The following is a 24,571-nucleotide window of genomic DNA, read 5'->3' on the forward strand; positions in this document are numbered from 1 at the left end:
CGGGCAATCGCCCGGCCTTCTGCGTTCCGAGGGCGCAGGATGCATTTCTCCATTGTCCAAATACCCCCGGGGGGATCGCCGCAAGGCGATGGGGGGCTGGCCCCCCTTTCTTTGGAACCCGGCCTGCGCTAAGGGCAGGGCGTCCCAAGCAGGAGTCCCGCGATGAAAGCCGCCGTCGTCACCTTTCCCGGATCGAATTGCGACCGCGACCTTGCCGTCGCGCTGGAACAGGCGGGGGCCGAGGTGGTGCGCGTCTGGCACAAGGACAGCCAGCTGCCCGACGGGATCGACCTGGTCGGCGTGCCGGGCGGGTTCTCTTATGGCGACTATCTGCGCTGCGGGGCGATCGCCGCGCATTCCCCCATTGCCGACGCGCTGCGGGCCCATGCGGCGCGGGGCGGCTATGTGCTGGGGATCTGCAACGGCTTTCAGGTGCTGACCGAACTGGGCCTGCTGCCCGGCGCGCTGATGCGCAACACCGGGCTGACTTTCCTGTGCAAGCCGTCGGTCCTGACCGTGGGCACCGCGGACAGCGCCTTCACCGGCGGTTACGCCAAGGGCCAGCGGATCAGCATTCCGGTGGCCCATCACGACGGCAACTATCAGATCGGCACCGAAGGCCTGGCGCAGCTGCGCGATCAGGACCGCATCGCCTTCACCTATGCCCCGGCGATCAACGGGTCGGTCGGCGACATCGCGGGCGTGCTGTCGGAAAACCGGCGCGTCCTGGGCATGATGCCACATCCCGAACGCGCCGCCGATCCGGTCACGGGCGGCACCGACGGGGCGGCGCTGTTCACGGGGCTGGCCACGGCGCTGACGCACGCCTGACTTGAGCCGGACCGTTCTTCGCCATAGATTGCGTCAGCCGATCTTGTGGGACGGGTCCGTGCGTGGTCACTGAGGATCATATCGAAGACAGCGCCGAACGCCGGCGCGGCAGGGTCGGCCAGCCGGTCAACCCGTGGTGGCTGCGTGCGACGATCGCGCTGATCTGCATGGCGGCGCTGGGCACGATCTGGGTCACCAACGCATGGCTGACCGACCGCTTCTCCGAGAACACGCGCGTGCGGTCCGAACTGCGTCTGGCGCTATATTCGGGCAACCTGATGTCGGAACTGCAGCGCAATTCGGTCGTGCCCTTGCTGCTGGCACGCGATCCGGCGCTGATCGGGGCGCTGAACGGCAACGATTTTTCCACCACCTCGGCGCGGCTGATGACCGCGCAGAAGGAGATCGGCGCGGCCTCGATCCGCCTGCTGGACGCATCGGGGCGGGTCGTGGGGGCCACGGACCGCTATCAGATCGGCACGAACAGCGTGGCGGCCCCGCAATATGTCGAGGCGCTGCGGTCGCGCGACACGGTCTTCACCGTGTCCGAACTGGCATCGGGCGCCCATGAATTCGCCTATTCCCGCGCCGTGGTGTCCGAGGGGCGGACCCTGGGCGTGATCGTCGTGGGCGCCGACCTGACCCGGCTGGAGCGGTCCTGGGCCGGGATTTCCGATGCCGTGGCGGTCACCGACAGCGAGGGCGTGATCATCCTGTCCACCGAACCGCGCTGGCGCGGCCTGACGGTCGCCGAGGCGCAGGCGGTGCGCGATGCGCCCTCCGCGATCCGGCGGGCGTTCCAGGTGACTGCGGACTGGACCTCCAGCCCGGCCGACGCCTATGTCCAGGGCCGCGCAGTGATGCAGTCCGAGGCGCGGGTGCCGTTCCGCGGCTGGCGGATGATCAGTTTCACCGCCTATTCGTCGGTGCGCGAACGCGTCAACGCGATCCTGGCGTTGCAGATCATGGGCTTTGCGATCCTGCTGGCGGGGGCGTTCTGGATGCTGTCGCGGCGCGCGCGCATCCAGAGCCAGGCCTATATGCGCGAATCGGCCGACCTGCGGGCGCTGAACGCGCGCCTGACGCGCGAGATCGCCGAACGCGAGCGCGTGCAGAAGGAGCTGCGCGTGGCCGAGCAGACCATGCAGCAATCGTCCAAGCTGGCCGCCTTGGGAGAGATGTCGGCCGGCGTCAGCCACGAGCTGAACCAGCCGCTGGCCGCGATGAAGACCTATCTGGCCGGCGCGCGGCTGCTGCTGCAACGCGGCCGCCCCGAGGAGGCGCTGTCCAGTTTCCAGCGCATCGACGACCTGATCGACCGGATGGGCGCGATCACCCGGCAGCTGAAATCCTATGCCCGGAAGGGCGGCGAGGCGGTCGAACCGGTCGATCTGCGCGCCGCCGTCAGCAGCGCCCTGACGATGATGGAGCCGCAGCTGCGCCACAGCCCGATCCGCATCATCCGCATCGTGCCGCGCGAACGGGTGATGGTCATGGCCGACCGCATCCGGCTGGAACAGGTGCTGATCAACCTGCTGCGCAACGCGGTGGACGCGGTCAAGGGCCGCCCCGACGCCGCGATCGAGATCACCGTCGAGGCCGCGGCTCACGCCTATGTGTCCGTCCGCGATAACGGGCCGGGTGTCTCGGACCTGGAAAAGCTGTTTGAACCCTTCTGGACCACCAAGAAGCCCGGTGAGGGGACCGGGCTGGGGCTGGCGATCTCGTCCACGATCGTCGCCGATTTCGGGGGTCGCCTGACCGCACACAACGAAAACACCGGCGGAGCGGTGTTCCGGGTCGAGCTGCCGCTGCACCGCCCCGGACAGCCCCGTCAGGCCCTGGCGGCCGAATGACGCAACACGAGAGGATGACAAGAATGTCCCGCAAGCTGAAGATCGCCATCGTGGATGACGAACCCGACATGCGCGAATCGATCAGCCAGTGGCTGGTCCTGTCGGGCTTCGAGACCGAGACCTTTGCCAGCGCGGAAGACGCGCTGAAGGTCATCGGGTCCGACTGGCCCGGCATCGTCGTCAGCGACATCCGCATGCCCGGCATGGACGGCATGGCCTTTCTGAAACGCCTGATGGGCCTGGATTCGAACCTGCCCGTCATCATGATCACCGGCCATGGCGACGTGCCCATGGCGGTCGAGGCGATGCGCCTTGGCGCGATGGATTTCATGGAAAAGCCGTTCAACCCGGACCGCATGACGCAGCTGGCCAAGAAGGCCACGCAGGCGCGGCGCATGACCCTGGACAACCGCGCCCTGCGCCGCGACCTGTCGGAGGGTCAGCAGGTCATGTCCAAGCTGATCGGCGCCAGCCCGGTGATGGAGCGCCTGCGCGAGGATATCCTGGACCTGGGCCAGGCCGACGGCCATGTGCTGATCGACGGCGAGACCGGCACCGGCAAGACGCTGGTGGCGCATGCCCTGCACGCGGTTGGGCCGCGCGCGTCCAAGAAGTTCGTGCCGGTCAGCTGCGCGGCCTATAACGACGAGGCCTTGGCGTCGCGCCTGTTCGGGCCCATCGAGGACGGGTTGCCCGCCGTCGAGGAGGCCCGCGCCGGCACGCTGTGCCTGGAGGATGTCGAGGCCCTGTCCGAGGCGCTGCAGGCCCGCCTGCTGGCGTTCATCAGCGAGCAGGGCACACCTGCCGAGACGCGCATCATCGCGATCAGCAACGCCCGTGGCGAGGGCCGCAAGGCCGAGGATTCGCTGCGTCCCGACCTGTTCTATCGCTTGTCGGCGCTGAAGATCACCCTGCCGCCGCTGCGTGCGCGGGGCGAGGACATCCTGGCGCTGTTCACCCGCATGACCGAGCAGTTCAGCGAGGAATACGGCTGCGAGCCGCCCCAGGTCAGCGCGCAGGAGGCCGCCCAGCTGCTGCAGGCGCCCTGGCCGGGCAACATCCGGCAGCTGATCAACGTGGCCGAACGCGCGGTCTTGCAGAACCGCCGCGGGTCGGGGTCGATCGCATCGCTGCTGATGGCGGATGGCGAGGACAACCAGCAGGCCACCACCACCGAGGGCAAGCCGCTGAAGGAATATGTCGAAAGCTTCGAGAAGATGCTGATCGACAACACCATGCGCCGCCACAAGGGCAGCATTTCCGGGGTGATGGACGAACTGTGCCTGCCGCGCCGGACGCTGAACGAGAAGATGGCCAAGTACGGCCTGCAGCGCGGCGACTATCTGTGAGGGACCATTGGGGGCGGCGCGACCTGCCGCCCCCAACTGTCCGGGTCCCGCCGTCCGAATAAACACGTGATGGTCACAGCAACACACTGGACCGCAGGAACCGTCTTCAGGAAACTTGTGACACGACCCCGCACCTGCGGGACACTGGTGAAAGCGGGGCGAAAGCCCCGTACCGGTTTTGGGTGAACATCACCCGACCGTAGTTCAACCATAGCTTGCGACCCGTCGGTTTCCAACTGTCCATTTGGACAGGAAGATCAAGCATCCCCCTGTAAACTAACCGTTTATCTGCATTTCCTGCAATTTGTCGGCTAGGCGACAGTTCGGCGCGTCCCGGGTTGCGGGACTTGCGAAAGATGCCTGTGAGGATTACGCCGCAGGGGACCACGGAAAGGCAGCCCGCATGAGCGTTTCGTCCGACGACAAGTTCACCCCCCGCACCCCCCATCCCCGGACCCAGGCCGTCCATCACGGCACCCGGCGCAGCCAGTATGGCGAGATGGCCGAGGCGATCTTCCTGACCCAGGGCTTCGTCTATCCCGACGCCGCCTCGGCCGAGGCGCGGTTCCAGGGCACCGGCCCGGACGAGTTCATCTATGCCCGCTACGGCAACCCCACCAGCCGCATGTTCGAGGACCGCATCGCCGCGCTGGAGGGGACCGAGGACGCCTTTGCCACCGCCAGCGGCATGGCCGCCGTCAACGGCGCGATGTTCGCGATGTGCAAGCCGGGCGATCACGTCGTCGCGGCGCGTGCGCTGTTCGGGTCCTGCCTGTACGTGCTGGACCTGCTGGTGCGGTTCGGGGTCAAGGTCAGCTATGTCGACGGCACCGATCTGGACCAATGGGCCGAGGCGATCACGCCCGGCACGCGGGCGGTGTTCTTCGAGAGCGTGTCGAACCCCACGCTGGAGGTGATCGACATCCGCGCCGTCGCGGACCTTGCCCATGCGGCGGGCGCGACGGTGGTGGTCGACAACGTGTTTGCGACGCCGGTCTTTTCCCGCGCGGTCGAGCAGGGGGCCGATGTGGTCGTCTATTCCGCGACCAAGCATATCGATGGCGGCGGGCGGGCGCTGGCCGGGGTGATCTGCGGCACGCGCCAGTTCGTGCGCGAGGTGGCCGAGCCCTATCTGAAGCATACCGGCGGGGCGATCAGCCCGTTCCATTCCTGGATCATGCTGAACGGGCTTCAGACCATGGACCTGCGCGTGCGCGCCCAGGCCGAGGCCGCCGCGGGCATCGCCGCCGCGCTGCACGGCCATCCGGCGCTGAGCCGCGTGATCTATCCGGGCCTGGCCGATCATCCGCAGCACGACCTGGCCATGCGGCAGATGGGGTCGGGCGGCACGATGATCGCGATGGAACTGGCGGGCGGCAAGGAGGCGGCCTTCGCCGCGCTGGATCGTCTGCGGATCATCGCGATCTCGAACAACCTGGGCGATGCGAAATCCATCGTGACCCATCCGGCCACCACCACCCATTCGCGCCTGACCGACGAGGACAAGGCGCGCCTTGGCATCACGCCTAGCCTGTTGCGCCTGTCGGTGGGGTTGGAGGACGCGCGCGACCTGACCGCCGATCTGATGGACGCGCTGCAGGGCTGAGCCGGGCTGCGTCATCGTGGCGTGGCGCATCTGCTGGGGCGGGCTGACATTTGTTGTGCCGCCCCCTATATCTGTGGCGATCACGCCGGAGGCACCATGACCGAGATCCGCCCCCTGACCCCCGCCTATCCCGCGCTGGCGCGCAGCTATGACGCGGAGTTCCGCGTGGACCCAGCCTACAAGGACAGCCTGCCGGACCTGCAGAACGGGCCTGCCAGCCTGATCGTGGGCGCGCGCACCGCGATCCAGCATGTGGGCATCTCGAACTTTCGGCTGCCGATCCGCTATCTGGTGCGCGACGGCGGAGAGATCACGCTGGAGACCAGCGTGACCGGCACCGTCAGTCTGGAGGCCGATCGCAAGGGCATCAACATGTCCCGGATCATGCGGTCGTTCTATGGCCATGCCGATCATGCGTTCAGCCTGTCGGTGCTGGAGGCGGCGCTGGACGATTACAAGACCGACCTGGACGCGCTGAATGCGCGGATCCAGATGCGGTTTTCGTATCCGGTGCGGGTGGACAGCCTGCGGTCGGGCCTGTCGGGCTGGCAGTATTACGACATCGCGCTGGAGGTGATCGACGTGGCCGGCACGCGGTTGCGGGTCATGCATGTCGATTACGTCTATTCGTCGACCTGTCCCTGTTCGCTGGAACTGTCCGAGCATGCCCGACAGACGCGCGGGCGGCTGGCCACCCCGCATTCGCAGCGGTCGGTCGCGCGGATATCGCTGGTGATGGACGGCCCCGAGCGGATCTGGTTCGAGGATGTCATCGCGCTGTGCCGCGCCGCGGTGCCGACCGAGACACAGGTCATGGTCAAGCGCGAGGACGAGCAGGCCTTTGCCGAACTGAACGCGGCAAACCCGATCTTTGTCGAGGATGCGGTGCGGGCCTTTGCCGGCCAGCTGATCGCCGATCCGCGGGTGGGCGATTTTCGTGTCGTGGCAAGCCACCAGGAATCGCTGCATTCGCATGATGCAGTCAGCCTGCTGACCAGCGGGCCGACCTTTGCCCAAGCATCGCTGGACCCCGCGACTTTTGCGGGGTTGCGCGCCTGATCTGCGTCCCGCGGTGGCCGGGGGAGCTGCGCGCCCCCCGGACCCCCTGCTGATGGGGCGCACCATTTCGGCACGGATGAGAACATAGGGCGAACGTCGGGCTTTCCTTGGCGCGCGGCGATGCCTATGTTGGCGGGATGGAGCATTTCGACGATTCCGATGATCTGGCGGCGGTGCCGCTGTCGCAGCGCGCGATGGCCGCGCGGCCCGCGCCGTATCTGGACGGGCTGAACGCCGCACAGCGTGCTGCGGTCGAGGCGCTGGACGGGCCTGTCCTGATGCTGGCCGGGGCGGGCACCGGCAAGACCCGCGCGCTGACCACACGGATCGCGCATCTGCTGATGCTGGGCAAGGCGCGGCCCGGGCAGTTGCTGGCCGTGACCTTCACCAACAAGGCCGCGCGCGAGATGAAGGACCGGATCGGCCGCCTGCTGGGCGATGCGGTCGAGGGGATGCCCTGGCTGGGCACCTTCCACAGCATCAGCGTCAAGATTCTGCGCCGCCATGCCGAGCTGATCGGGCACGGCAACCTGCACCTGAAGCCCAGTTTCACCATTCTGGACACGGACGACCAGATCCGCCTGCTGAAGCAGCTGATCGCGGCCGAGAACATCGACGAGAAGCGTTGGCCCGCACGGCAGCTGGCGCATCTGGTCGACGGGTGGAAGAACCGCTGCATCATGCCCGGCAACCTGCCCCGGGGCGAGGGTGAGGCGTTTGACGGGCATGGCGGCAAGCTGTACGCGGCCTATCAGGACCGGCTGCTGACGCTGAACGCGGTCGATTTCGGCGACCTGCTGATGCATTGCGTGACGCTGTTCCAGGCGCATCCAGACGTGCTGCGCCAATGGCAGGACCGGTTCCGCTATATCCTGGTGGACGAGTATCAGGACACCAACGTCGCGCAGTACATGTGGCTGCGGCTGTTGGCGCAGGCGCATCGCAACATCTGCTGCGTGGGCGACGACGACCAGTCGATCTATGGCTGGCGCGGGGCCGAGGTGGGCAACATCCTGCGTTTCGAGAAGGACTTTCCGGGCGCCGAGGTGATCCGGCTGGAGCAGAATTACCGGTCCACCCCGCAGATCCTGGCGGCCGCGTCCGGCCTGATCGCGGCAAACCAGGGGCGGTTGGGCAAGACGCTGTGGACGGATGCCGAACCGGGCGAACCGGTGCGCCTGATCGGGCATTGGGACAGCGAGGCCGAGGCCCGCTGGATCGGCGAGGAGATCGAGGCGTTCCAGGGCGGCCATCGACAGGCCCTGGGCCGCGTAAGCCTGAACGACATGGCGATCCTTGTGCGCGCGTCGCACCAGATGCGGGCCTTCGAGGACCGGTTCATGACCATCGGCCTGCCCTATCGGGTGATCGGCGGCCCGCGGTTCTATGAGCGGCAGGAAATCCGCGACGCGATGGCCTATTTCCGGCTGGTCGTCAGCCCGGACGACGATCTGGCCTTCGAGCGGATCGTGAACACGCCCAAGCGGGGCCTTGGCGACAAGGCGCTGCAGACGGTCCAGCATGCGGCGCGCCAGAACGGCGTGAACCTGCTGGAGGGCGCGCGGATCGTGGTCGAGGACAAGCAGCTGGGCGGCAAGGGGCTGGCCAACCTGCGCGATTTCGTAGGCCTGATCGGGCGGTCGCATATGGCGGTGCGCGACGGTGTCGGCCATGTGGAGCTGGCCGAGCGGGTGCTGGACGAATCGGGCTATACCGCGATGTGGCAGAACGACAAGTCGCCCGACGCGCCGGGGCGTCTGGACAACCTCAAGGAACTGGTCAAGGCGCTGGAGGAGTTCGAGAACCTGCAGGGGTTCCTGGAGCACGTGTCGCTGGTCATGGACCGCGACAATGCCGACGACGACGAACAGGTCAGCATCATGACCCTGCACGGCGCCAAGGGGCTGGAGTTTCCGGTCGTCTTTCTGCCCGGATGGGAGGACGGCCTGTTCCCCAACCAGCGCGCCATGGACGAGCAGGGCACCAAGGGCCTGGAGGAGGAGCGGCGGCTGGCATATGTCGGCATCACGCGGGCCGAACGGCTGGCCACGATCACCTTCGCGGGCAACCGGCGCCTGTACGGCCAGTGGCAGAGCGCCCTGCCGTCACGCTTCATCGACGAGCTGCCCGAGGAGCATGTCGAGGTGCTGACCCCGCCGGGCCTGTATGGCGGCGGCTATGGTGCGGCGATGGCGGGCGGCACGCGGATGGACGAACGGGTGGCCAAGGCCGATGTCTATGCCTCTCCGGGGTGGAAGCGGATGCAGGCGCGGGCGGCGGATCGCGGCCAGCCGGTGCATCGCGTGCCGGTCACGATCAACGCGGCGCCCGCGTCGCGGTTCACGGTGGGCGACCGCGTGACCCACGCCAAGTTCGGCGAGGGTCAGGTGATGGGCATCGCCGAGGACACGCTGACCGTCCAGTTCGAGGCGGGGTTCAAGAACATCAAGGCGGCCTATGTTCAGCCGGCGGGCGGGGGCGACGACGTCCCCTTCTGACGGCGGGTCAGGCGGGGCTGTCCGGCGCGGGTCAACGCCTGCGCATAGGCCGCGTCCACATCGGTGCCCGGATGGTCCTGCGCCAGCCGCAGCAGGCGGAAATGAATGTCGGCCACCCGTTCGTAATAGTCCAGGAAGGCATAGTTGATCGCCGCCCCCGTGGCGGCGCCCAGCACCGGCACCGCCTGTGCGCCCAGCTTGGTCGTCAGGCGGGTCGCGAACTGGCCGGCGAACCGCGTGATCAGCGTCGACACGGTCTGGCCGTTGGTCAGCAGGCGGTTCGCCAGAAACGATTGCGCGGCGGCATCGCCGTCCTGACCGGGTTCGCCGTACTGGAACACCGCCAGGCATTCCAGCCGCACCTGCGGGTCGGTGGTGTCGAACCCGTGCTTTCGCGCGACCTTCTGGATGGAATTGAAGATGACGGTCGTCGAGGCGACCAGGTCGGGCACGATCCCGGCCAGACCGAACCAGCCGCCCGTGGCCCCCGACATCACCGCCGCAGCCCGGTTCGCGACCAGCGGCGCATCGCGCACGACGCTGATGCCGTCGCCGCGCGCGGACAGGTCGTAGAGCTGGCGGAAGGCGCTTTCCATGACCTTTTCCAGCGACACGGGCGACAGGCCCAGAACGGTGGTGGCGGCACCTTCGGTCAGGCGGCCCACCGCCTCGACCCCGCGCATCAGCAGGCCGCGCCCGGCCAGCTGGCGGGCGGCCAGGCGGTCCAGTTCGGCCTGCAGGTCGGCGGTCGGATCGGTCAGCGCGGTCGAGGTCATGGTGATGCTCCTGGTCAGTCGGCCCATTCGGGGTCGGTGGTAAAAGCGATGGTCAGCCAGCGGTTCGTGATGTCGCCGCCGATGGCGTCGCCGATCTGGTCGCGGATGGCGTCCCATTCTTCCAGCGGGCGGGGGGGCTGGCCCTGGGGGACGATGAAGTACAGCTCTATCTGGCGGCCACGGCCGACGCGGGCGACATAGGCGCGGTAGTCCAGGAATCCGTGCCGGGCCACCACGTCGCGGGCCACGCGGTCGACCTGCGCCATCATGTCCGGCGGCGTGATCAGCAGGATGTCTGCCAGCGCCCGGCGGATGGTGGGCACCGGCAGCGGGATCACGATCACGCAGACCAGCGCCAGCACCGCCGGGTCGACATAGGGCGACAGGTGGTCCAGCGCCGTCCCCTGGATCGCCCAGCCGAACACGAAGGCCGCCAGCAGCGCCCCCGTCAGCGCCGCCGAGATGGTCCAGCCCTGCACGTCCAGCGCCACGAAGTTGGACCGGATCGACAGGTTGGCGTGACGGTTGTGGATCGCCATGCCCACCGCTACGATCACCACGACGACCGCATAGACGATGGCCCGCCCGAAATCGAGTTCGCGCCCCCCGGCCAGCAGGCTGCCCACCGCGGTGACCAGCGCATAGACCGCGGCCCCCGACAGCAGGATGCCGTTCAGGCCCAGGACCATCGGCTCCAGGTGCCAGAAGCCCATCGTGAACCGCTGGACCAGCCGGGCCTGGCGGCGTTCCGACAGGCGTTGGGTGATCAGCGACGACACCAGCAGCGCGACCGACGTCATCACCGCATCCGTCAGCGAATAGATGCCGTCGAAGATGATCGACGCCGACCCCGACGCCACGCCGAAACCGATCCCCACCGCCGCCACGACGAAGGTCATGGCGATCGACAGGCGCAGGACGGCTTGTTCGGACATCGGGCGGGTCATGGGGGTCCTTTCGGCCGCCGAACGCCGCACGCGTTCAAAGGGTTGCACGCTGCGCCGCCGTGACGCGACGCGACATCTGGCCCCTGCCGCGCGGGGCGTGCTAACGTGGTCGCCAATGATGACGGGGGCTTTGCGGTGGCGGTGATCCGGCTGTGGCTGTTCGTGCTGGCGGCGCAGGTGGTGTTCTATGTGCTGCTGCGCATGCATATCCGGTCCGGACAGGTCGAACGGCTTGAGAACCGGTGGGATGCCCGCCATCCCGACCAGGCAGGGAACACCGCCGCACGGCGCGCGTTCATCGCCAAGGCGATGGTCGGGTTCAACCGGACCCTGCGGGCGCGGCTGGCCGGCCTGGTCTTCGTGCTGCCCACGCTGGCCGTCGTGGTCATCGTCATCCTGGTCAACTGGCAATAGGAGCTGCCATGTATTATGTGCGCGTCGTCGCAGGCGTCCTGTTCGGCATCCTGGTCTTTGGCCTGCTGGATTACACCCTGCCGTCCCAGAACACGCTGCGGATCAGCAACACCTACAACCGCCTGACGGAGATCCCGCCCTCGGCCGCGATCTTCTGGGCGTCTGACAGCACCGGCACGGTCGAGAACGCCCAGGGCCAGCGCGACGTGCGCTTCATCGACGCGGTGCGGCCCGGCGGGCGCGTCTTCGTCTATCGCAACGAGGATACGGGCTGGGTCTGGCCGCCCTATTTCAAGTACGACAGCGCGAACCTGCAGGCAGAGGCCACGAACCTGCAGTCCTCGGCGCGTGATCCGATCTGGGTCAGCGTGACCGCCTATGGCTGGCGTCTGCCGTGGATGTCGACCTATCCCAATGCGATTTCCATCAACACCGTGGCGGGCCCCGACGACCGCCCGACCAACTGGGCCGCGCTGATCGTCTGTGGCGTGCTGCTGGCATTGCTGACGCTGGTCTGGCGCATGTGGGCGCAGTTCCGTCAGCGCAGCGCAAGGAGACCGGCATGACCAACCCCGGAACCGACCTGCACCCCGACTGGTTCGAGGGCATCCGCATCAACACCCCCGCCGTCGAACGCCGTGCGGCGACATTGCCCGCACGCCGCAGCCTGAAGAAGGATCACCAGGCCGCGTGGCTTTTGAACGCGGTGCGCTGCATCGACCTGACCACGCTGGCGGGCGATGACACGCCCGACCGGGTTGCCCGTCTGTGTGCCAAGGCGCGCCAGCCGATCGCCGCCGATCTGCTGGAGGCCGTGGGCGTGACCGGCCTGACCACCGGCGCGGTCTGCGTCTATCCGACGATGGTCGCGCCCGCCAAACGCGCCCTGGGCAACAGCGGCATTCCGGTGGCCAGCGTGGCGACGGGTTTTCCCGCAGGCCTGATGCCCCTGGACCTGCGCCTGGCCGAGATCCGCTATGCCGTGGATCAGGGCGCCGATGAGATCGACATCGTCATCACCCGCGCCCACGTGCTGCAGGGCAACTGGGCGGCGCTGTATGACGAATTGCGCGCCATGCGCGAGGCCTGCGGGGCCGCGCGGATGAAGGCGATCCTGGCCACCGGCGATCTGAAGTCGCTGGAGAATGTCGCCAAGGCCAGCCATGTGGCGATGCAGGCCGGGTCTGACTGGATCAAGACCTCGACCGGCAAGGAGGGCGTGAACGCGACCCTGCCGGTCAGCCTGGTCATGGTCCGCACGATCCGCGATTTCCATGCCCGCACCGGCATCAAGGTGGGCTTCAAGCCCGCGGGGGGCCTGCGCACCGCCAAGGACGCGATCAGCTGGCAGGTGCTGATGAACGAGGAGCTGGGCCGCGACTGGCTGGCCCCGGACCTGTTCCGCATCGGCGCCTCCAGCCTGCTGGGCGATATCGAGCGCCAGATCAGCCACCATGTGACGGGCCGCTACGCCGCCGCCCACCGCCAAGCGATTGCCTGAGGATCCGATGACCAAAGTGAGCGAGATCATGCAGACGATGGAATACGGCCCCTCGACCGAGGATGCGTCCGCGGCCCGCGACTGGCTGGCCCAGCGCGGGACGTTCGGCCATTTCATCAACGGCAGCTTCACCAAGCCGGGCGAGACGTTCGAGACCCGCGACCCCGCCACCGGCGAGGTTCTGGCCCGCGTGACGCAGGGAACGGCGGACGACGTCGCGACGGCGGTCAAGGCCGCGCGCCGCGCGCAGAAGGGCTGGGCCGCGCTGCCCGGCACCGAACGGGCGCGGCACCTCTATGCGCTGGCCCGGCATGTGCAAAAGCGCGAGCGCTTCCTGTCGGTCCTGGAGACGCTGGACAACGGCAAGCCGATCCGCGAGGCGCGCGACATCGACGTGCCGCTGGTCGCGCGGCATTTCTATCACCATGCGGGCTGGGCGGAACTGCGCGACACGCGGTTTCCGGGCCATGCCCCCTTGGGCGTCTGCGGGCAAATCATCCCGTGGAACTTTCCGCTGCTGATGCTGGCCTGGAAGGTCGCGCCGGCGCTGGCCGCGGGCAACACGGTCGTCCTGAAGCCTGCCGAATACACCCCCCTGACCGCCCTGGCCTTCGCCGAGATCTGCCAGGAGGTCCGCCTGCCCGCGGGCGTCGTGAACATCGTGACCGGCGACGGGGCAACGGGCGCGGCGCTGGTCGCGGCCGAGGTCGATAAGATCGCTTTCACCGGCTCGACCGAGGTCGGGCGCGGCATCGCCACCGCCCTGGCCGGGACCGGGCGCAAGCTGACGCTGGAGCTGGGCGGCAAGTCCCCTTTCGTGGTGATGGAAGACGCCGATCTGGACGCCGCCGTCGAGGGCGTGGTGGACAGCATCTGGTTCAACCAGGGCCAGGTCTGCTGCGCGGGGTCGCGCATCATGGTGGCGGAATCCGTGGCCGCGCGGTTCGAAACGCTGCTGTCGGCCCGCATGGCGCGGCTGCGCGTGGGCGCACCGCTGGACAAGTCCACCGATATCGGCGCCATCGTCGATCCGGTACAAAAGGACCGCATTCTGTCGATCTGCCGTGCGGCGACCGATGCCGGGGCGGAGCTGGTCGGCGGGCAGGCGCAGGAGGGCTGCTTCATCGCACCCGGCTATCTGAAGAACATCGCCCCCGCCAATCCCGGCATGGAGCAGGAGATTTTCGGCCCCATCGCCACGCTGTCGACCTTCCGCACCGCGGATGAGGCGGTCGAGCTGGCCAACAACACCCGCTATGGCCTGGCCGGATCGGTCTGGTCGGAAAGCGCGACGGTCGCCACCGACATCGCCGCGCGGATCAAGGCCGGGGTGATCTGGATCAACGGCGCCAACATGTTCGACGCCGCGGCCCCCTTCGGCGGTTATCGCGAAAGCGGTTATGGCCGCGAGGGCGGGGCCGCGGGGATGCGCGACTATCTGGCCGAGCCTGCGGTGAAACCAGCGCGCGAGGTCGCGCCCAAGACCGCCGTCGCGGTGACGGACGGGGCCGCGCCGCAGCAGGGCATCGACCGCACGGCCAAGCTCTATTGCGGCGGCGCGCAGAAGCGGCCCGATGGCGGCGCGATGTATGCGGTGCCAGGCGGGCTGGCCCCCTTGGGCAGCCGCAAGGATATCCGGAACGCCGTCGAGGCCGCGACCAAGGCGGGGAAATGGGCGGCGGCGGGCGGCCATGCCCGCGCGCAGGTCCTTTATTACATCGCCGAGAACCTGTCGGCGCGGGCCGCGGAATTCGCCGCCCGCACCAGCCGGGCCGAGGTCGATGCCGCCATCGCCCGCGCCTTCCACTATGCGGCCTGGGCCGACAAGTTCGACGGCGCGACCGTGCAGGCCAAGCCGGGCCATCTGGTCAACGTGATCCCCGAACCGATGGGCGTCATCGGCATTGCCTGCCCGAATGCGCAGCCGCTGGCGGGGTTCCTGTCGCTGGTGCTGCCCGCCATCGCCATGGGCAACGCGGTCGTGGCGATCCCCGCGCAGGACGATCCGCTGGCGGTGACGGACCTCTATCAGGTGTTCGACACGTCCGACCTGCCGGGTGGTGTGGTCAACATCGTGACCGGGGTCACCGCCGATCTGGCCGTGCCCTTGGCCGCCCATGAGGAGGTCGCGGGCTTCTGGCACGCGGGACCTGCGGCAGGTCTGGCGGCGGTGGACCGGGCGGCGGCGGGGAACCTGAAGCCGGTCTGGGCCGTGCCCGCCCGCGACTGGACCGGTGTTCACGCGCAGGGCGAGGCGTTCCTGCATCACGCCACGCGGTCCAAGACGATCTGGCTGCCCTATGGCGCCCTGCCTGCGGGCAGCGGCAGCGCGGCCTATTGAAACGAAGAAGGGGGGCCGCTTGGCCCCCCTTTTCCGTCAGCGCCCCCGGATGCGGGGGTCCATGGCATCGCGCAGCCCGTCGCCGATATAGTTCACGCACAGCACCGTCAGCGAGATCAGCAGGCCGGGGAAAATCACCCGCCACGGATACAGCACCATCTGGTCCACGGCATCGAACAGCAGCCGTCCCCAGGTCGGGAAGTCGGGCGGAAAGCCCAAGCCCAAGAAGGACAGCGCGCTTTCGGTGATGATCGCGGTGGCAATGCCCAGGGTCGCGGCCACCATGATCGGCGACAGCACGTTGGGCAGGATGTGGCGCGTGATCATCCGGTGCGACGGCGTGCCGATGGACCGCGCGGCCAGGATGAACTCGCGTTCCTTCAGGCCCAGCACCTCGCCGCGCACGATGCGGGCGGCCTGCATCCAGCTGGTCGCGCCGATGGCCGTCACGATCAGGAAGAAGATGCCAAGCGCCGGGCCGAAGGTCTGCGACAGCGGCTCGCGGAACAGCGTCACCATCAGCAGCAGCAGGGGCAGCAGCGGCAGCGCCAGGAACAGCTCTGTCAGGCGCATCAGCGGTGCGTCCAGCCGGCGGAAATAGCCCGACATCACGCCGATCAGGCTGCCCAGGAAGATCGCGATGATCATTGCGGTCAGGCCGACGGCGATGGACACCTGGCCGCCCGCCATCAGGCGCGCCAGCAGGTCGCGGCCCAGCTGGTCGGTGCCCAGGGGATGGGACGCGGAGAAGCCCGAGTTGCGGGCGCGGATGTCCACATAGGTCGGGTCGATCGTCCAGATCAGCGGTCCGACGGACACGAACAGGATGATCGCCACGAACAGCACCAGCGCCACCATCGCGCCGCGGTGGCTGCGGAACTGGCGCCAGACGTCGGACCACTGGCTGCGGGTCTCGACCGCGCCCTGGGGGGGCACGACCGGGGGGCTGGCGGCGGCGGGGACGGCGGCGTTGCCTGCGGCGGCGCGCAGGTCGTCGGGGGATTTGGGGTCAGTCATAGCGGATCCTCGGGTCCAGCACCCCATAGAGGATGTCTGCGATCAGGGTGAAGACGACGATCAGGATGGCAAAGATGAAGGTCAGCGTCAGGACCATCGGGATGTCGTTGCCGTGGATCGAGGTGATCAGCAGCTGTCCCAGCCCGTTCACCTTGAACACCTGTTCGGTGATGATGGCGCCGCCGAAGACCGCCGGCAGGCCAAGCGCGATCACGGTCACGACCGGGATCAGGCTGTTGCGCAAGACGTGCTTCAACACGACGACACGTTCGGACAGGCCCTTGGCGCGGGCGGTGCGGACATAGTCCTGGCCCAGGTTGTCCAGCATGGACGAGCGCATGAAGCGGCTGATCTGCGCCGCGTTGTAAAGCGCCAGCACCGTCACGGGCATCACCATCTGGCGGGCCTGCTGCTTGAAGCTGGCCCAGTCGTCGACCTGCAGCGTGGTGTCATAGACCGACGGGAACCACTGCAGGTTCACCGCGAAAATGATGATCAGCACGACGCCGGTGAAGAAGGTGGGCATCGAGAACCCGATCATCGACACGAAGGTGCCGATCTGGTCGAACCAGCTGTACTGCTTGTAGGCCGAGATGATCCCGATGGGGATCGCGATCAGGATGCCCACCAGATAGGACATGCCGACCACGGTCAGGGTCTGCGGCACGCGCTGGGCGATCACGTCGAAGACGGGGCTGCGCGACTGGAAGCTTATGATGCGCTGGGCGCCGTCGCTGAAGTTCGTGCCGAACCACTGGTCGGTCCAGTACAGCGGCTCTACCCAGAAGAACTGCTTCAGCCACAGCAGGTAGCGGACCGGCCAGGGCTCGCCCAGGCCCAGGGCCGCACGCATGCGTTCGCGGACCTCCGGGGGCACGGTCAGGGGCACGTCGCCCAAGGGATCGCCGGGCGAGGCTTCCAGCAGCAGGAAGATCACCAGCGAGATGAACAGCAATGTCGGAATGGCCAGCAGCAGCCGGCGGATGGTGAAACTCAGCATGGTGCCTCGATCCGGTGGTTTCTGGGCATCTGTGTCCCCCCGTCACGGTCCCGCGCGCCCGCGGGCCCCTGAGAGAGGGGCGCCGCCCCGGCGCAGGGCCAGGGCGGCAGGATGCATTACTGTTCGACGCGGGTCCAGTCCGCGACGTTCCAGATCTCGCTGTCCCAGGCGTTCAGCTGCACGCCGCCAAGCGTGTTCGAATGCGCCGAGGCCGTGCCGCGATAGACCAGCGGGATGATCGCGTTGCTGTCCTTGGTCAGCATGTCGTTCATCGTCCGGCCCATGGCGGCGCGTTCGTCGGCATCGACGATGCCTTCGATCTCGTCGACCATGCGGTCGTATTCCGGGTCGCAGAAGCGGCTGATGTTCTCGCCCTGCCACTGGTTGGCGGGCGAGGGCGCCTTGTCGCAGGTCCACTTGGACAGGTAGGGCGCCGGGTTGTTGCCGTCGAAGTTGTCGGCATACATCTCGACGTCGGCATAGAACTTCTGCAGCGTGTCGGGCGAGCCCGCATCCGAGCCGAAGAACACCGACGCGTCGACCGTCTTCAGTTCGGTCTGGACGCCGATTTCCGACCACCACTGCTTGATCAGCGCCTGGAAGTCCTGGCGGACCGCGTTAACCGAGGTCTGGAAGACCATGTTCAGCTGCACGCCGTCCTTCTCACGCACGCCGTTGCCGCCCATCGTCCAGCCTGCCTCGTCCAGCAGGGCGTTCGCACCGGCGATGTCCTGGGTCAGGCATTCGGTGTTGTCGGACGCCCAGGCCTCGGGGGCGGGGACATAGTTGCAGGTCGGCTGGCCCGACGTGCCATAGCCGATCTCGACCAGCAGGGCGCGGTCGATGGCCATGGACAGCGCCTTGCGCACCGCCGGGTCCGACAGGAACGGATGCGGATGCGCCGCGGTCGAACGCTCGCCCTCGGGCAGCGACGACGACGGGTCGGTCAGGTTGACGTGGATGCGTTCCACCAGCGTGCCGAAGGCAGCCGAGACCTTGCCGCGGCCCGCGGCCTCCATGCCGGCGATGACGTCTGGGGCCAGCTGGGTGTTCCAGGCATAGTCGAACTCGCCCGTCTCCATGACCGACCGCGCGGCGCCGGCCGCATCGCCGCCACCCTTGACCAGCACGGTCGCGAAGGCGGGCTTGGCCGCGTCGCGGTATTCCGGGTTCGCTTCCAGGCTGATCGTGTCGTTGGTCAGGAACTGGGTGACGCGGAACGGGCCGGTGCCGATCGGGCCAAAGTTCTGGTCGGTGCAGGTCGGCGCGTTCACGCCCTTGCAGGCCTCGAACTGGGCCTTCTGCAGGATCGGCGACTGCGATCCGACAAAGGCCGAGAACGGGTCGGCGCGCGGCGAATCGAAGGTGACCTTGACGGTCTGCGGATCGACCGCCTCGACCGCGGTGATGCCCTCGAACTTGGCCAGCTGCGCGCAGCCGCCCTCGGGGTCCATGCAGTATTCGGCGGTGAAGACGACGTCATCGGCGGTCAGCGGCGTGCCGTCCGACCATTTCACGTCGTCGCGCAGCTTCCAGGTGACCGAGGTCAGGTCCTCGGCGATGCCGCCGTTCTCCAGCGACGGGATCTCGGTCACCAGGCGCGCATAGATCTGGCCTTCGGTGTCGTAGCCCGCCAGCGGTTCCAGGACCAGGCTGCCGGCGATGACCTCTTTGGTGCCGCCCGACAGATAGGGGTGCATCAGGGTCGGGGCCTGCCACATGATGATGTTCAGCTGGCCGTCGCTGCCGCGTTCCGCGAAAGCGGCAGGGGCCATCGCCAGCGTGGCGGCGGCGCCCATCAGACCGGTTCTCAGTTTCATTACACTCTCCTGTTGGGTGTTGCGGCCCGCGGGGGGTTCCACGCCACCTTCAGCCATTCGGGGGCTGATCGTCTTGTCGCGTCCCCGATTGTCCGGGTGGTTGTTCGTGTTGTCATCGTCCCTGCGGAATGCGCGCATCATCGAACGAAGCCTCTGCGAAAGGCAAGACCCATCGCACATGCGTTTGGGCTTTGACTTTCCCCGGGCAATGGCTAGCCTGCTGGCTTGATCTTTCCCGGGGGCCCCAGATGCTTGACGACAAACCTCTTGTTTCCATTGAGAAACTGCGGGTCGAATTCGAAACCAACGATGGGGTCGTGGTCGGCGTCAAGGATGTCAGCTTCAACATCAAGCCGGGCGAATGCGTCTGCGTGGTGGGCGAATCCGGGTCGGGGAAATCGGTCAGCTCGCTGTCGCTGATGCGGCTGGTGGAATTCGGCGGGGGCACCATCGCGGGCGGCCAGCTGATGTTCGAACAGGATGACGGCAAGGTCGTCGACCTGGCCCGCCAGAACAGCGCCGCGATGCGCGACATTCGCGGCAACCAGATCGGCATGATCTTCCAGGAGCCGATGACCGCGCTGAACCCGGTCTTCACCGTCGGCGACCAGCTGGTCGAGGGGTTGATCACCCATCGCGGCCTGAAGAAGGCCGAGGCCCGCGCCCGCGCGCTGGAGATCCTGCGCCAGGTCCGCATTCCCGAACCCGAACGCCGGCTGGACCAGTATCCGCACGAACTGTCGGGCGGCATGCGCCAGCGCGTCGTGATCGCCATCGCCATGGCCTGCGAGCCGCGCCTGCTGATCTGCGACGAGCCCACGACAGCGCTGGACGTGACGATCCAGGCGGAGATCCTGGCGCTGATCGACCGGCTGAAGCGGGAAAAGCAGATTGCCGTCCTTTTCATCACCCATGACATGGCCGTGGTCGCCCAGATGGCCGACCGCGTGGTGGTCATGTATCGCGGCGAGAAGGTCGAGGAAGGCCCGGTCGAGCAGATCTTCGAGAATCCTCAGCGGGATTACACCAAGATGCTGCTGGCCGCCGTCCCGCGCCTGGGCGAGATGACCGGCAAGGCCGCCCCCGAACGCCTGCGCCTGATGAGCGACGGATCGACCGGCGCCCCCGAACCCATCGTCGTGGCCAACCCCACGCCGCTGCTGACGGTCAAGAACCTGACCACGCGGTTCAAGGTCAAGGGCGGCCTGCTGCGCCGCACCGTCGCGCGCGTGCACGCGGTCGAGGATGTCAGCTTTACCATCAACGCCGGCGAGACGCTGTCGCTGGTGGGGGAATCCGGCTGCGGCAAGTCCACCTGCGGGCGGTCGATCCTGCGCCTGGTTGAGCCCGAATCGGGCACGGTCGACCTGGGTGGCACCGACATCATCGGCCTGTCGGCGAACGCGCTGCGCAAGTCGCGCCGCGACATGCAGATGATCTTTCAGGACCCGTTCGCCAGCCTGGACCCGCACATGAAGCTCTACGACCAGGTCGCAGAACCGATGGAGAACTATGGCATCGGCAGCAAGTCCGAACGCCAGGACCGCATCGCGGCCCTGTTCGACCGGGTTGAACTGCCGCGCAGCTTCATGCGGCGCTATCCGCACGAGATGTCGGGCGGCCAGCGCCAGCGCATCGCCATTGCCCGCGCCCTGGCGCTGAACCCCAAGCTGATCATCGCGGACGAGGCCGTGTCGGCGCTGGACGTGTCGGTCCAGGCGCAGGTGCTGAACCTGCTGATGGAGCTGCAGCAGGACCTGGGCATATCGATGCTGTTCATCAGCCATGACATGGCCGTCGTCGAACGCGTCAGCCACCATGTGGGCGTGATGTATCTGGGCCGCATCGTCGAACTGGGCACCCGCCGGCAGGTCTTCGAGAACCCCCAGCACAGCTATACCCGCCAGCTGATGTCGGCGGTGCCCGTGGCCGACCCGCGCCAGAAGAAGATCAGCGAGGATCTGAGCTTCAAGCCCATCCCGTCGCCCATGCACCCGGTCGATTATGTGGCCAAGCCGTCCGTCTACCGAGAGGTCGCGCCGGGGCACCGCGTGCTGGTCGATCCGGTTACCCACGGCTGATCATTTTTCGGGCAGGGCGTGGCGGGGTGCCCCTGGCCCCTCTTGCAGATCGTGCAGGAAATCGCCACCCTGCGCCCGAAGGAGACAACCATGCCCGTCAAGAACCGCTTTGCCGAACTGCTGCCCGAAATCACCGCCTGGCGCCGCGATTTCCACGAACATCCCGAACTGCTGTACGACGTCCACCGCACCGCGGGCCGCGTGGCCGACCTGCTGCGCGAATTCGGCTGTGACGAGGTCACCGAGGGTGTGGGCCGCACCGGCGTCGTCGGCGTCATCAAGGGCCGGACCGACAGCAAGGGCCGCGTCGTGGGCCTGCGCGCCGACATGGACGCGCTGCCGATCATCGAGCAGACGGGCGTGGAATACGCGTCAAAGACGCCGGGCAAGATGCATGCCTGCGGCCATGACGGCCACACCGCCATGCTGCTGGGTGCGGCCAAGTACCTGGCCGAGACGCGCAATTTCGACGGCACCGCCATCGTGATCTTCCAGCCCGCGGAAGAAGGCGGTGCCGGGGGCGAGGCGATGGTCTTGGACGGGCTGGTCGACCGCTGGAAGATCGACGAGTTCTACGGCATGCACAACATGCCCGGCATGCCGGTGGGCCAGTTCTCGATCCGGCCCGGCGCGATGATGGCGGCGGCCGATCAGTTCGACATCACCGTGACCGGCAAGGGCGGCCATGCCGCAAAGCCCCATGAATGCATCGACACCACCCTGACCGCCGCCCAGATCGTCGTGGCGCTGCAGTCGGTCGTGGCGCGCAACATCGACCCGCTGAAGAACGCGGTGATCTCGGTCTGCGTGGTGTCGACGGATTCGACGGCGCATAACGTGATCCCGCAGGTCGTGCAGCTGAAGGGCACCGCCCGCAGCCTGGCCCCCGAGGTCCGCGACCAGCTGGAGGAGGGGATCAAGCGCGTCGCCACCAACATCGCCGCCGCGATGGGCGCACGTGCCGATGTCGATTACCAGCGTGGCTATCCGGTCACGATGAACGACCCGCAGGCGACGGAATGGGCCGCCGACGTGGCGCGCGACATCTCGGGCGGGGTGAACATGGACATGCAGCCGATGATGGGCGGCGAGGATTTCAGCTATATGCTGAACGAACGTCCGGGCGCCTATATCTGGGTCGGCAACGGCGACACGGCGATGGTCCATCACCCGGCCTACAACTTCAACGACGACGCGATCCCGGCGGGCTCCAGCTGGTATGCGGGCATGGTCGAGGCGCGGCTGCCGGCGGCCTGATCCGGGCCGCCTGATGTCGCGGGCGGCCCCCCGCCGTCGCAAACGTGATTGCCCTTCGCGGGCAATGCGTTGAAATGCCGGTGGCGTTCGCGCCATCGGCAAAACGGGGACCCCATATGAAGACCTTCACCCTGCGCGTGACCTGCGCCTCGACCCGCGGCATCGTCGCGGCGATTTCCGGCGCGCTGGCGGATGCGCACTGCAACATCACCGACAGCGCCCAGTTCGACGACGTCGAGACGGGTCGGTTCTTCATGCGGGTCAGCTTCCGCTCCGAAGGGGCCGCGACGTTGGAGAGCCTGCGCGCGATGTTCGCGCCCATCGCCACGCGGTTCGGCATGGAGGTCGAGGTCACCGACGATGCCGTCAAGAAGAAGGTGCTGATCATGGTCAGCCGGTTCGGGCACTGCCTGAACGACCTTCTGTACCGCTGGCGCATCGGTGCCCTGCCGATCGAGATCGTGGGCGTCGTGTCGAACCACCACGAATACCAGAAGGTCGTCGTGAACCACGACATCCCCTTCCACATGATCCGCGTCACGCCCGAGAACAAGGCCGAGGCCGAGGCCCGCCAGATGGAGATCATCGACCAGACCGGGGCCGAACTGGTCGTGCTGGCGCGCTATATGCAGGTGCTGTCGGACCGGATGTGCCAGCAGATGTCGGGGCGGATCATCAACATCCACCATTCCTTCCTGCCCAGCTTCAAGGGGGCGAACCCCTACAAGCAGGCCTATGAGCGGGGCGTCAAGCTGATCGGCGCGACCAGCCATTATGTCACCGCCGACCTGGACGAAGGCCCGATCATCGAACAGGATACGGTCCGCGTGACCCATGCCCAGTCCCCCGGCGACTATGTCTCCCTTGGACGCGACGTCGAGGCGCAGGTGCTGGCCCGCGCGGTCCATGCCCATATCCACGGCCGGGTCTTCCTGAACGCGGCCAAGACGGTGGTCTTCCCGCCGTCGCCCGGCAGCTATGCCAGCGAGCGGATGGGTTAACGCACCGCCTCGAACTCGGCCGCATCGGCGTCGCGTTGATCCTGGACGGCCTGGTTTGCACTGTCGCGCGCGGCCTCAAGCGTGCTGCGGATTTTTGCCGCGCGGGCGTCATGGGCGTCATGCGCGGCCGTCAGCGCGGCGCGCAGCGCGGCCTGCTGGTCGGGGGTCAGATCCTGGTCGCGTGACCAGGCACGCACCCGGTTGCTCTCGCGCAGCGAACGACCGCCGACGCAGTTGTTCAGCCGCAGCAGCGCACCTCCGGCGGCGTTGGAATTGCGCAGCTGGGTCATCGACGCCTGGTTGTTGGTTCTCAGCATCTCGAAGCTGTTGGCGTTCCAGCGACGCCTTTCCTCGATCTCGCGCGCCAGCTCGTTTTGCGTGGTGATGGGGGTGAACAGGCCGCCCCCAGCCTGGGCCACGGCCTCCAGCTGGGCGCGTTCGTCGGCGGGCAGGTCCAGGCCCAGGATGTTGACGACGGCGCGGATGTCGCCGTCATGCAGGGCGCGCGCCTGTTCCACGGGATCGCCGCCGCAGGTCTCCTCTCCGTCCGACACGACATAGACGACCTGTTCGCCCACCGCGTCTGACGGCGCCAGCTGCGCCCCGGCGGCGGCCAGCGCATCCGCCAAGGGCGTCCAGCCCGCCGGTTCCAGCGCCTGCGCCGCGGCCTTCAGCGCCGTGGTATCGTCGGTGGCGGGCACCAGGGTCTCGACTCCCGCACAGCTTTCGGCGCGACCGGCATCATCGTTCGTGCCCCGATGGCCAAAGGCCACCAGGCTGGCGGTCACGTCATCAGGCAGGTCGTCCAGCAGGGCATTGACCGCCTGCCGTGCCGCCGCCATCTTGGTGTCGCTGCCAAGCGCACCCGCCATCGACCCGGATGCGTCGAAGGCCACCACCAGCCGCCGCAGGGGCACCGGGGCGTCCGTCGCACCCCGGAAATCGGCATCGCGCTGGTCGTCGCGCATCTGTGGCATGTCGGTGAAGCAGGCGTCGATATCCTCGCCCCGGTCCTGCAGGAAGCGTGCCAGCAGCGCGTCGGCGTCTTGCGCCAGGGCAGGGGCGGTGGACAGCAGCAGGGCGGTCAGGGCGGTCAGGGCAAGCAGGCGCATCAGGCGGCCTCCGGTATCGGTTGCGCACAGTATCGCCGGGGTCGCGGCCGGATGTCATCATCGCGGCCAGGCCTGCGCGGGATGTCGCCGGAACGACGAACGCCC

General features: G+C 67.7%; 19 protein-coding genes. 13 read left to right on the top strand and 6 right to left on the bottom strand.

Annotation, left to right across the window (positions count from 1 at the left end):
• Nucleotides 1–162: 162 nt before the first annotated feature.
• From purQ to LZ686_RS16030, 6 genes are all read left to right on the top strand, one after another.
• Complete coding sequence (purQ, locus tag LZ686_RS16005; protein WP_046001358.1) at nt 163–831, top strand: phosphoribosylformylglycinamidine synthase subunit PurQ; 669 nt, start codon at nt 163–165, stop codon at nt 829–831.
• A 167-nt stretch (nt 832–998) separates the two neighbouring features.
• Entirely contained in the window at nt 999–2,687 is a 1,689-nt protein-coding gene (locus tag LZ686_RS16010; RefSeq protein WP_349548450.1) for a sensor histidine kinase, read from the top strand.
• 23 nt (nt 2,688–2,710) lie between these two features.
• The gene (locus LZ686_RS16015) at nt 2,711–4,036 is read left to right on the top strand and encodes a sigma-54-dependent transcriptional regulator (protein WP_045981437.1); all 1,326 of its coding nucleotides are present in this window, start codon (nt 2,711–2,713) and stop codon (nt 4,034–4,036) included.
• 403 nt (nt 4,037–4,439) lie between these two features.
• Entirely contained in the window at nt 4,440–5,642 is a 1,203-nt protein-coding gene (gene metZ, locus LZ686_RS16020; protein ID WP_349548426.1) for an O-succinylhomoserine sulfhydrylase, read from the top strand.
• Nucleotides 5,643–5,738: 96 nt separating this feature from the next.
• The gene (gene folE2 / locus LZ686_RS16025) at nt 5,739–6,701 is read left to right on the top strand and encodes a GTP cyclohydrolase FolE2 (protein ID WP_349548427.1); all 963 of its coding nucleotides are present in this window, start codon (nt 5,739–5,741) and stop codon (nt 6,699–6,701) included.
• Nucleotides 6,702–6,838: 137 nt separating this feature from the next.
• On the top strand, nt 6,839–9,199 hold the full coding sequence (locus LZ686_RS16030) for a UvrD-helicase domain-containing protein (protein WP_349548451.1): 2,361 nt from the start codon (nt 6,839–6,841) through the stop codon (nt 9,197–9,199).
• On the opposite strand, the gene LZ686_RS16035 is transcribed toward LZ686_RS16030, so the two are convergent.
• Together LZ686_RS16035 and LZ686_RS16040 are read right to left on the bottom strand one after the other, a co-directional pair.
• Nucleotides 9,163–9,975 carry an EcsC family protein gene (locus tag LZ686_RS16035; protein ID WP_349548428.1) on the bottom strand — a complete coding sequence of 271 codons (813 nt, stop codon included), beginning with the start codon at nt 9,973–9,975 and terminating at the stop codon, nt 9,163–9,165. The two genes, LZ686_RS16030 and LZ686_RS16035, sit on opposite strands and share 37 nt — an antisense overlap.
• A 14-nt stretch (nt 9,976–9,989) precedes the next feature.
• Nucleotides 9,990–10,922 (bottom strand): cation diffusion facilitator family transporter, encoded by a 933-nt coding sequence (locus LZ686_RS16040; RefSeq protein ID WP_349548429.1) that lies wholly within the window; start codon nt 10,920–10,922, stop codon nt 9,990–9,992.
• A 105-nt stretch (nt 10,923–11,027) separates the two neighbouring features.
• On the opposite strand from LZ686_RS16040, the gene LZ686_RS16045 reads away from it, so the two are divergent.
• From LZ686_RS16045 to LZ686_RS16060, 4 genes are read left to right on the top strand one after another with little or no spacing between them, the layout of a single operon-like run.
• Nucleotides 11,028–11,336 carry a hypothetical protein gene (locus tag LZ686_RS16045; RefSeq protein ID WP_052714614.1) on the top strand — a complete coding sequence of 103 codons (309 nt, stop codon included), beginning with the start codon at nt 11,028–11,030 and terminating at the stop codon, nt 11,334–11,336.
• 8 nt (nt 11,337–11,344) lie between these two features.
• Nucleotides 11,345–11,902, top strand: coding sequence for a DUF1523 family protein (locus LZ686_RS16050; protein WP_046001470.1), 558 nt, complete (start codon nt 11,345–11,347; stop codon nt 11,900–11,902).
• Nucleotides 11,899–12,837 carry a deoxyribose-phosphate aldolase gene (gene deoC / locus LZ686_RS16055; RefSeq protein WP_349548430.1) on the top strand — a complete coding sequence of 313 codons (939 nt, stop codon included), beginning with the start codon at nt 11,899–11,901 and terminating at the stop codon, nt 12,835–12,837. The genes LZ686_RS16050 and deoC overlap by 4 nt, the downstream gene beginning before the upstream one ends.
• Nucleotides 12,838–12,844: 7 nt before the next feature.
• Nucleotides 12,845–15,178: an aldehyde dehydrogenase family protein gene (locus LZ686_RS16060; RefSeq protein ID WP_349548431.1), complete on the top strand. Its 2,334-nt coding sequence runs from the start codon at nt 12,845–12,847 to the stop codon at nt 15,176–15,178.
• 36 nt (nt 15,179–15,214) lie between these two features.
• On the opposite strand, the gene LZ686_RS16065 is transcribed toward LZ686_RS16060, so the two are convergent.
• The 3 genes from LZ686_RS16065 to LZ686_RS16075 form a co-directional block, all read right to left on the bottom strand.
• A complete protein-coding gene (locus LZ686_RS16065) occupies nt 15,215–16,195 on the bottom strand; it encodes an ABC transporter permease (protein ID WP_349548432.1) in 981 nt (326 codons plus the stop codon).
• Nucleotides 16,188–17,195, bottom strand: a complete 1,008-nt coding sequence (locus tag LZ686_RS16070) for an ABC transporter permease (protein ID WP_045981444.1) — start codon at nt 17,193–17,195, stop codon at nt 16,188–16,190. The genes LZ686_RS16065 and LZ686_RS16070 overlap by 8 nt, the downstream gene beginning before the upstream one ends.
• Before the next feature lie 116 nt (nt 17,196–17,311).
• Nucleotides 17,312–19,015, bottom strand: coding sequence for a peptide ABC transporter substrate-binding protein (locus tag LZ686_RS16075; RefSeq protein WP_046001364.1), 1,704 nt, complete (start codon nt 19,013–19,015; stop codon nt 17,312–17,314).
• 248 nt (nt 19,016–19,263) lie between these two features.
• On the opposite strand from LZ686_RS16075, the gene LZ686_RS16080 reads away from it, so the two are divergent.
• The 3 genes from LZ686_RS16080 to purU all read left to right on the top strand — a co-directional run bounded on the left by LZ686_RS16080 (nt 19,264) and on the right by purU (nt 23,354).
• Nucleotides 19,264–21,096 (top strand): ABC transporter ATP-binding protein, encoded by a 1,833-nt coding sequence (locus LZ686_RS16080; RefSeq protein WP_045981446.1) that lies wholly within the window; start codon nt 19,264–19,266, stop codon nt 21,094–21,096.
• Between the two features lie 90 nt (nt 21,097–21,186).
• Nucleotides 21,187–22,353: a M20 aminoacylase family protein gene (locus tag LZ686_RS16085; RefSeq protein ID WP_045981468.1), complete on the top strand. Its 1,167-nt coding sequence runs from the start codon at nt 21,187–21,189 to the stop codon at nt 22,351–22,353.
• Nucleotides 22,354–22,469: 116 nt separating this feature from the next.
• Nucleotides 22,470–23,354, top strand: coding sequence for a formyltetrahydrofolate deformylase (purU, locus tag LZ686_RS16090; RefSeq protein ID WP_349548433.1), 885 nt, complete (start codon nt 22,470–22,472; stop codon nt 23,352–23,354).
• On the opposite strand, the gene LZ686_RS16095 is transcribed toward purU, so the two are convergent.
• Nucleotides 23,351–24,466: a vWA domain-containing protein gene (locus LZ686_RS16095; RefSeq protein WP_349548434.1), complete on the bottom strand. Its 1,116-nt coding sequence runs from the start codon at nt 24,464–24,466 to the stop codon at nt 23,351–23,353. The two genes, purU and LZ686_RS16095, sit on opposite strands and share 4 nt — an antisense overlap.
• Nucleotides 24,467–24,571 lie beyond the last annotated feature (105 nt).

It is taken from the genome of Paracoccus sp. NFXS7 (assembly GCF_040148865.1).
Lineage (GTDB): Bacteria > Pseudomonadota > Alphaproteobacteria > Rhodobacterales > Rhodobacteraceae > Paracoccus > Paracoccus marcusii.

What these genes read in the sequence shown, in the direction of transcription:
- purQ (WP_046001358.1), top strand. Translation starts at nt 163, where the DNA reads ATGAAAGCCGCCGTCGTCACCTTTCCCGGATCGAATTGCGACCGCGAC.
- LZ686_RS16065 (WP_349548432.1), bottom strand. Translation starts at nt 16,195, where the DNA reads ATGACTGACCCCAAATCCCCCGACGACCTGCGCGCCGCCGCAGGCAAC.
- LZ686_RS16080 (WP_045981446.1), top strand. Translation starts at nt 19,264, where the DNA reads ATGCTTGACGACAAACCTCTTGTTTCCATTGAGAAACTGCGGGTCGAA.
- LZ686_RS16030 (WP_349548451.1), top strand. Translation starts at nt 6,839, where the DNA reads ATGGAGCATTTCGACGATTCCGATGATCTGGCGGCGGTGCCGCTGTCG.
- purU (WP_349548433.1), top strand. Translation starts at nt 22,470, where the DNA reads ATGAAGACCTTCACCCTGCGCGTGACCTGCGCCTCGACCCGCGGCATC.
- LZ686_RS16050 (WP_046001470.1), top strand. Translation starts at nt 11,345, where the DNA reads ATGTATTATGTGCGCGTCGTCGCAGGCGTCCTGTTCGGCATCCTGGTC.
- LZ686_RS16095 (WP_349548434.1), bottom strand. Translation starts at nt 24,466, where the DNA reads ATGCGCCTGCTTGCCCTGACCGCCCTGACCGCCCTGCTGCTGTCCACC.
- metZ (WP_349548426.1), top strand. Translation starts at nt 4,440, where the DNA reads ATGAGCGTTTCGTCCGACGACAAGTTCACCCCCCGCACCCCCCATCCC.
- LZ686_RS16010 (WP_349548450.1), top strand. Translation starts at nt 999, where the DNA reads ATGGCGGCGCTGGGCACGATCTGGGTCACCAACGCATGGCTGACCGAC.
- LZ686_RS16075 (WP_046001364.1), bottom strand. Translation starts at nt 19,015, where the DNA reads ATGAAACTGAGAACCGGTCTGATGGGCGCCGCCGCCACGCTGGCGATG.
- LZ686_RS16040 (WP_349548429.1), bottom strand. Translation starts at nt 10,922, where the DNA reads ATGACCCGCCCGATGTCCGAACAAGCCGTCCTGCGCCTGTCGATCGCC.
- LZ686_RS16060 (WP_349548431.1), top strand. Translation starts at nt 12,845, where the DNA reads ATGACCAAAGTGAGCGAGATCATGCAGACGATGGAATACGGCCCCTCG.
- LZ686_RS16015 (WP_045981437.1), top strand. Translation starts at nt 2,711, where the DNA reads ATGTCCCGCAAGCTGAAGATCGCCATCGTGGATGACGAACCCGACATG.
- LZ686_RS16070 (WP_045981444.1), bottom strand. Translation starts at nt 17,195, where the DNA reads ATGCTGAGTTTCACCATCCGCCGGCTGCTGCTGGCCATTCCGACATTG.
- LZ686_RS16085 (WP_045981468.1), top strand. Translation starts at nt 21,187, where the DNA reads ATGCCCGTCAAGAACCGCTTTGCCGAACTGCTGCCCGAAATCACCGCC.
- folE2 (WP_349548427.1), top strand. Translation starts at nt 5,739, where the DNA reads ATGACCGAGATCCGCCCCCTGACCCCCGCCTATCCCGCGCTGGCGCGC.
- LZ686_RS16035 (WP_349548428.1), bottom strand. Translation starts at nt 9,975, where the DNA reads ATGACCTCGACCGCGCTGACCGATCCGACCGCCGACCTGCAGGCCGAA.
- deoC (WP_349548430.1), top strand. Translation starts at nt 11,899, where the DNA reads ATGACCAACCCCGGAACCGACCTGCACCCCGACTGGTTCGAGGGCATC.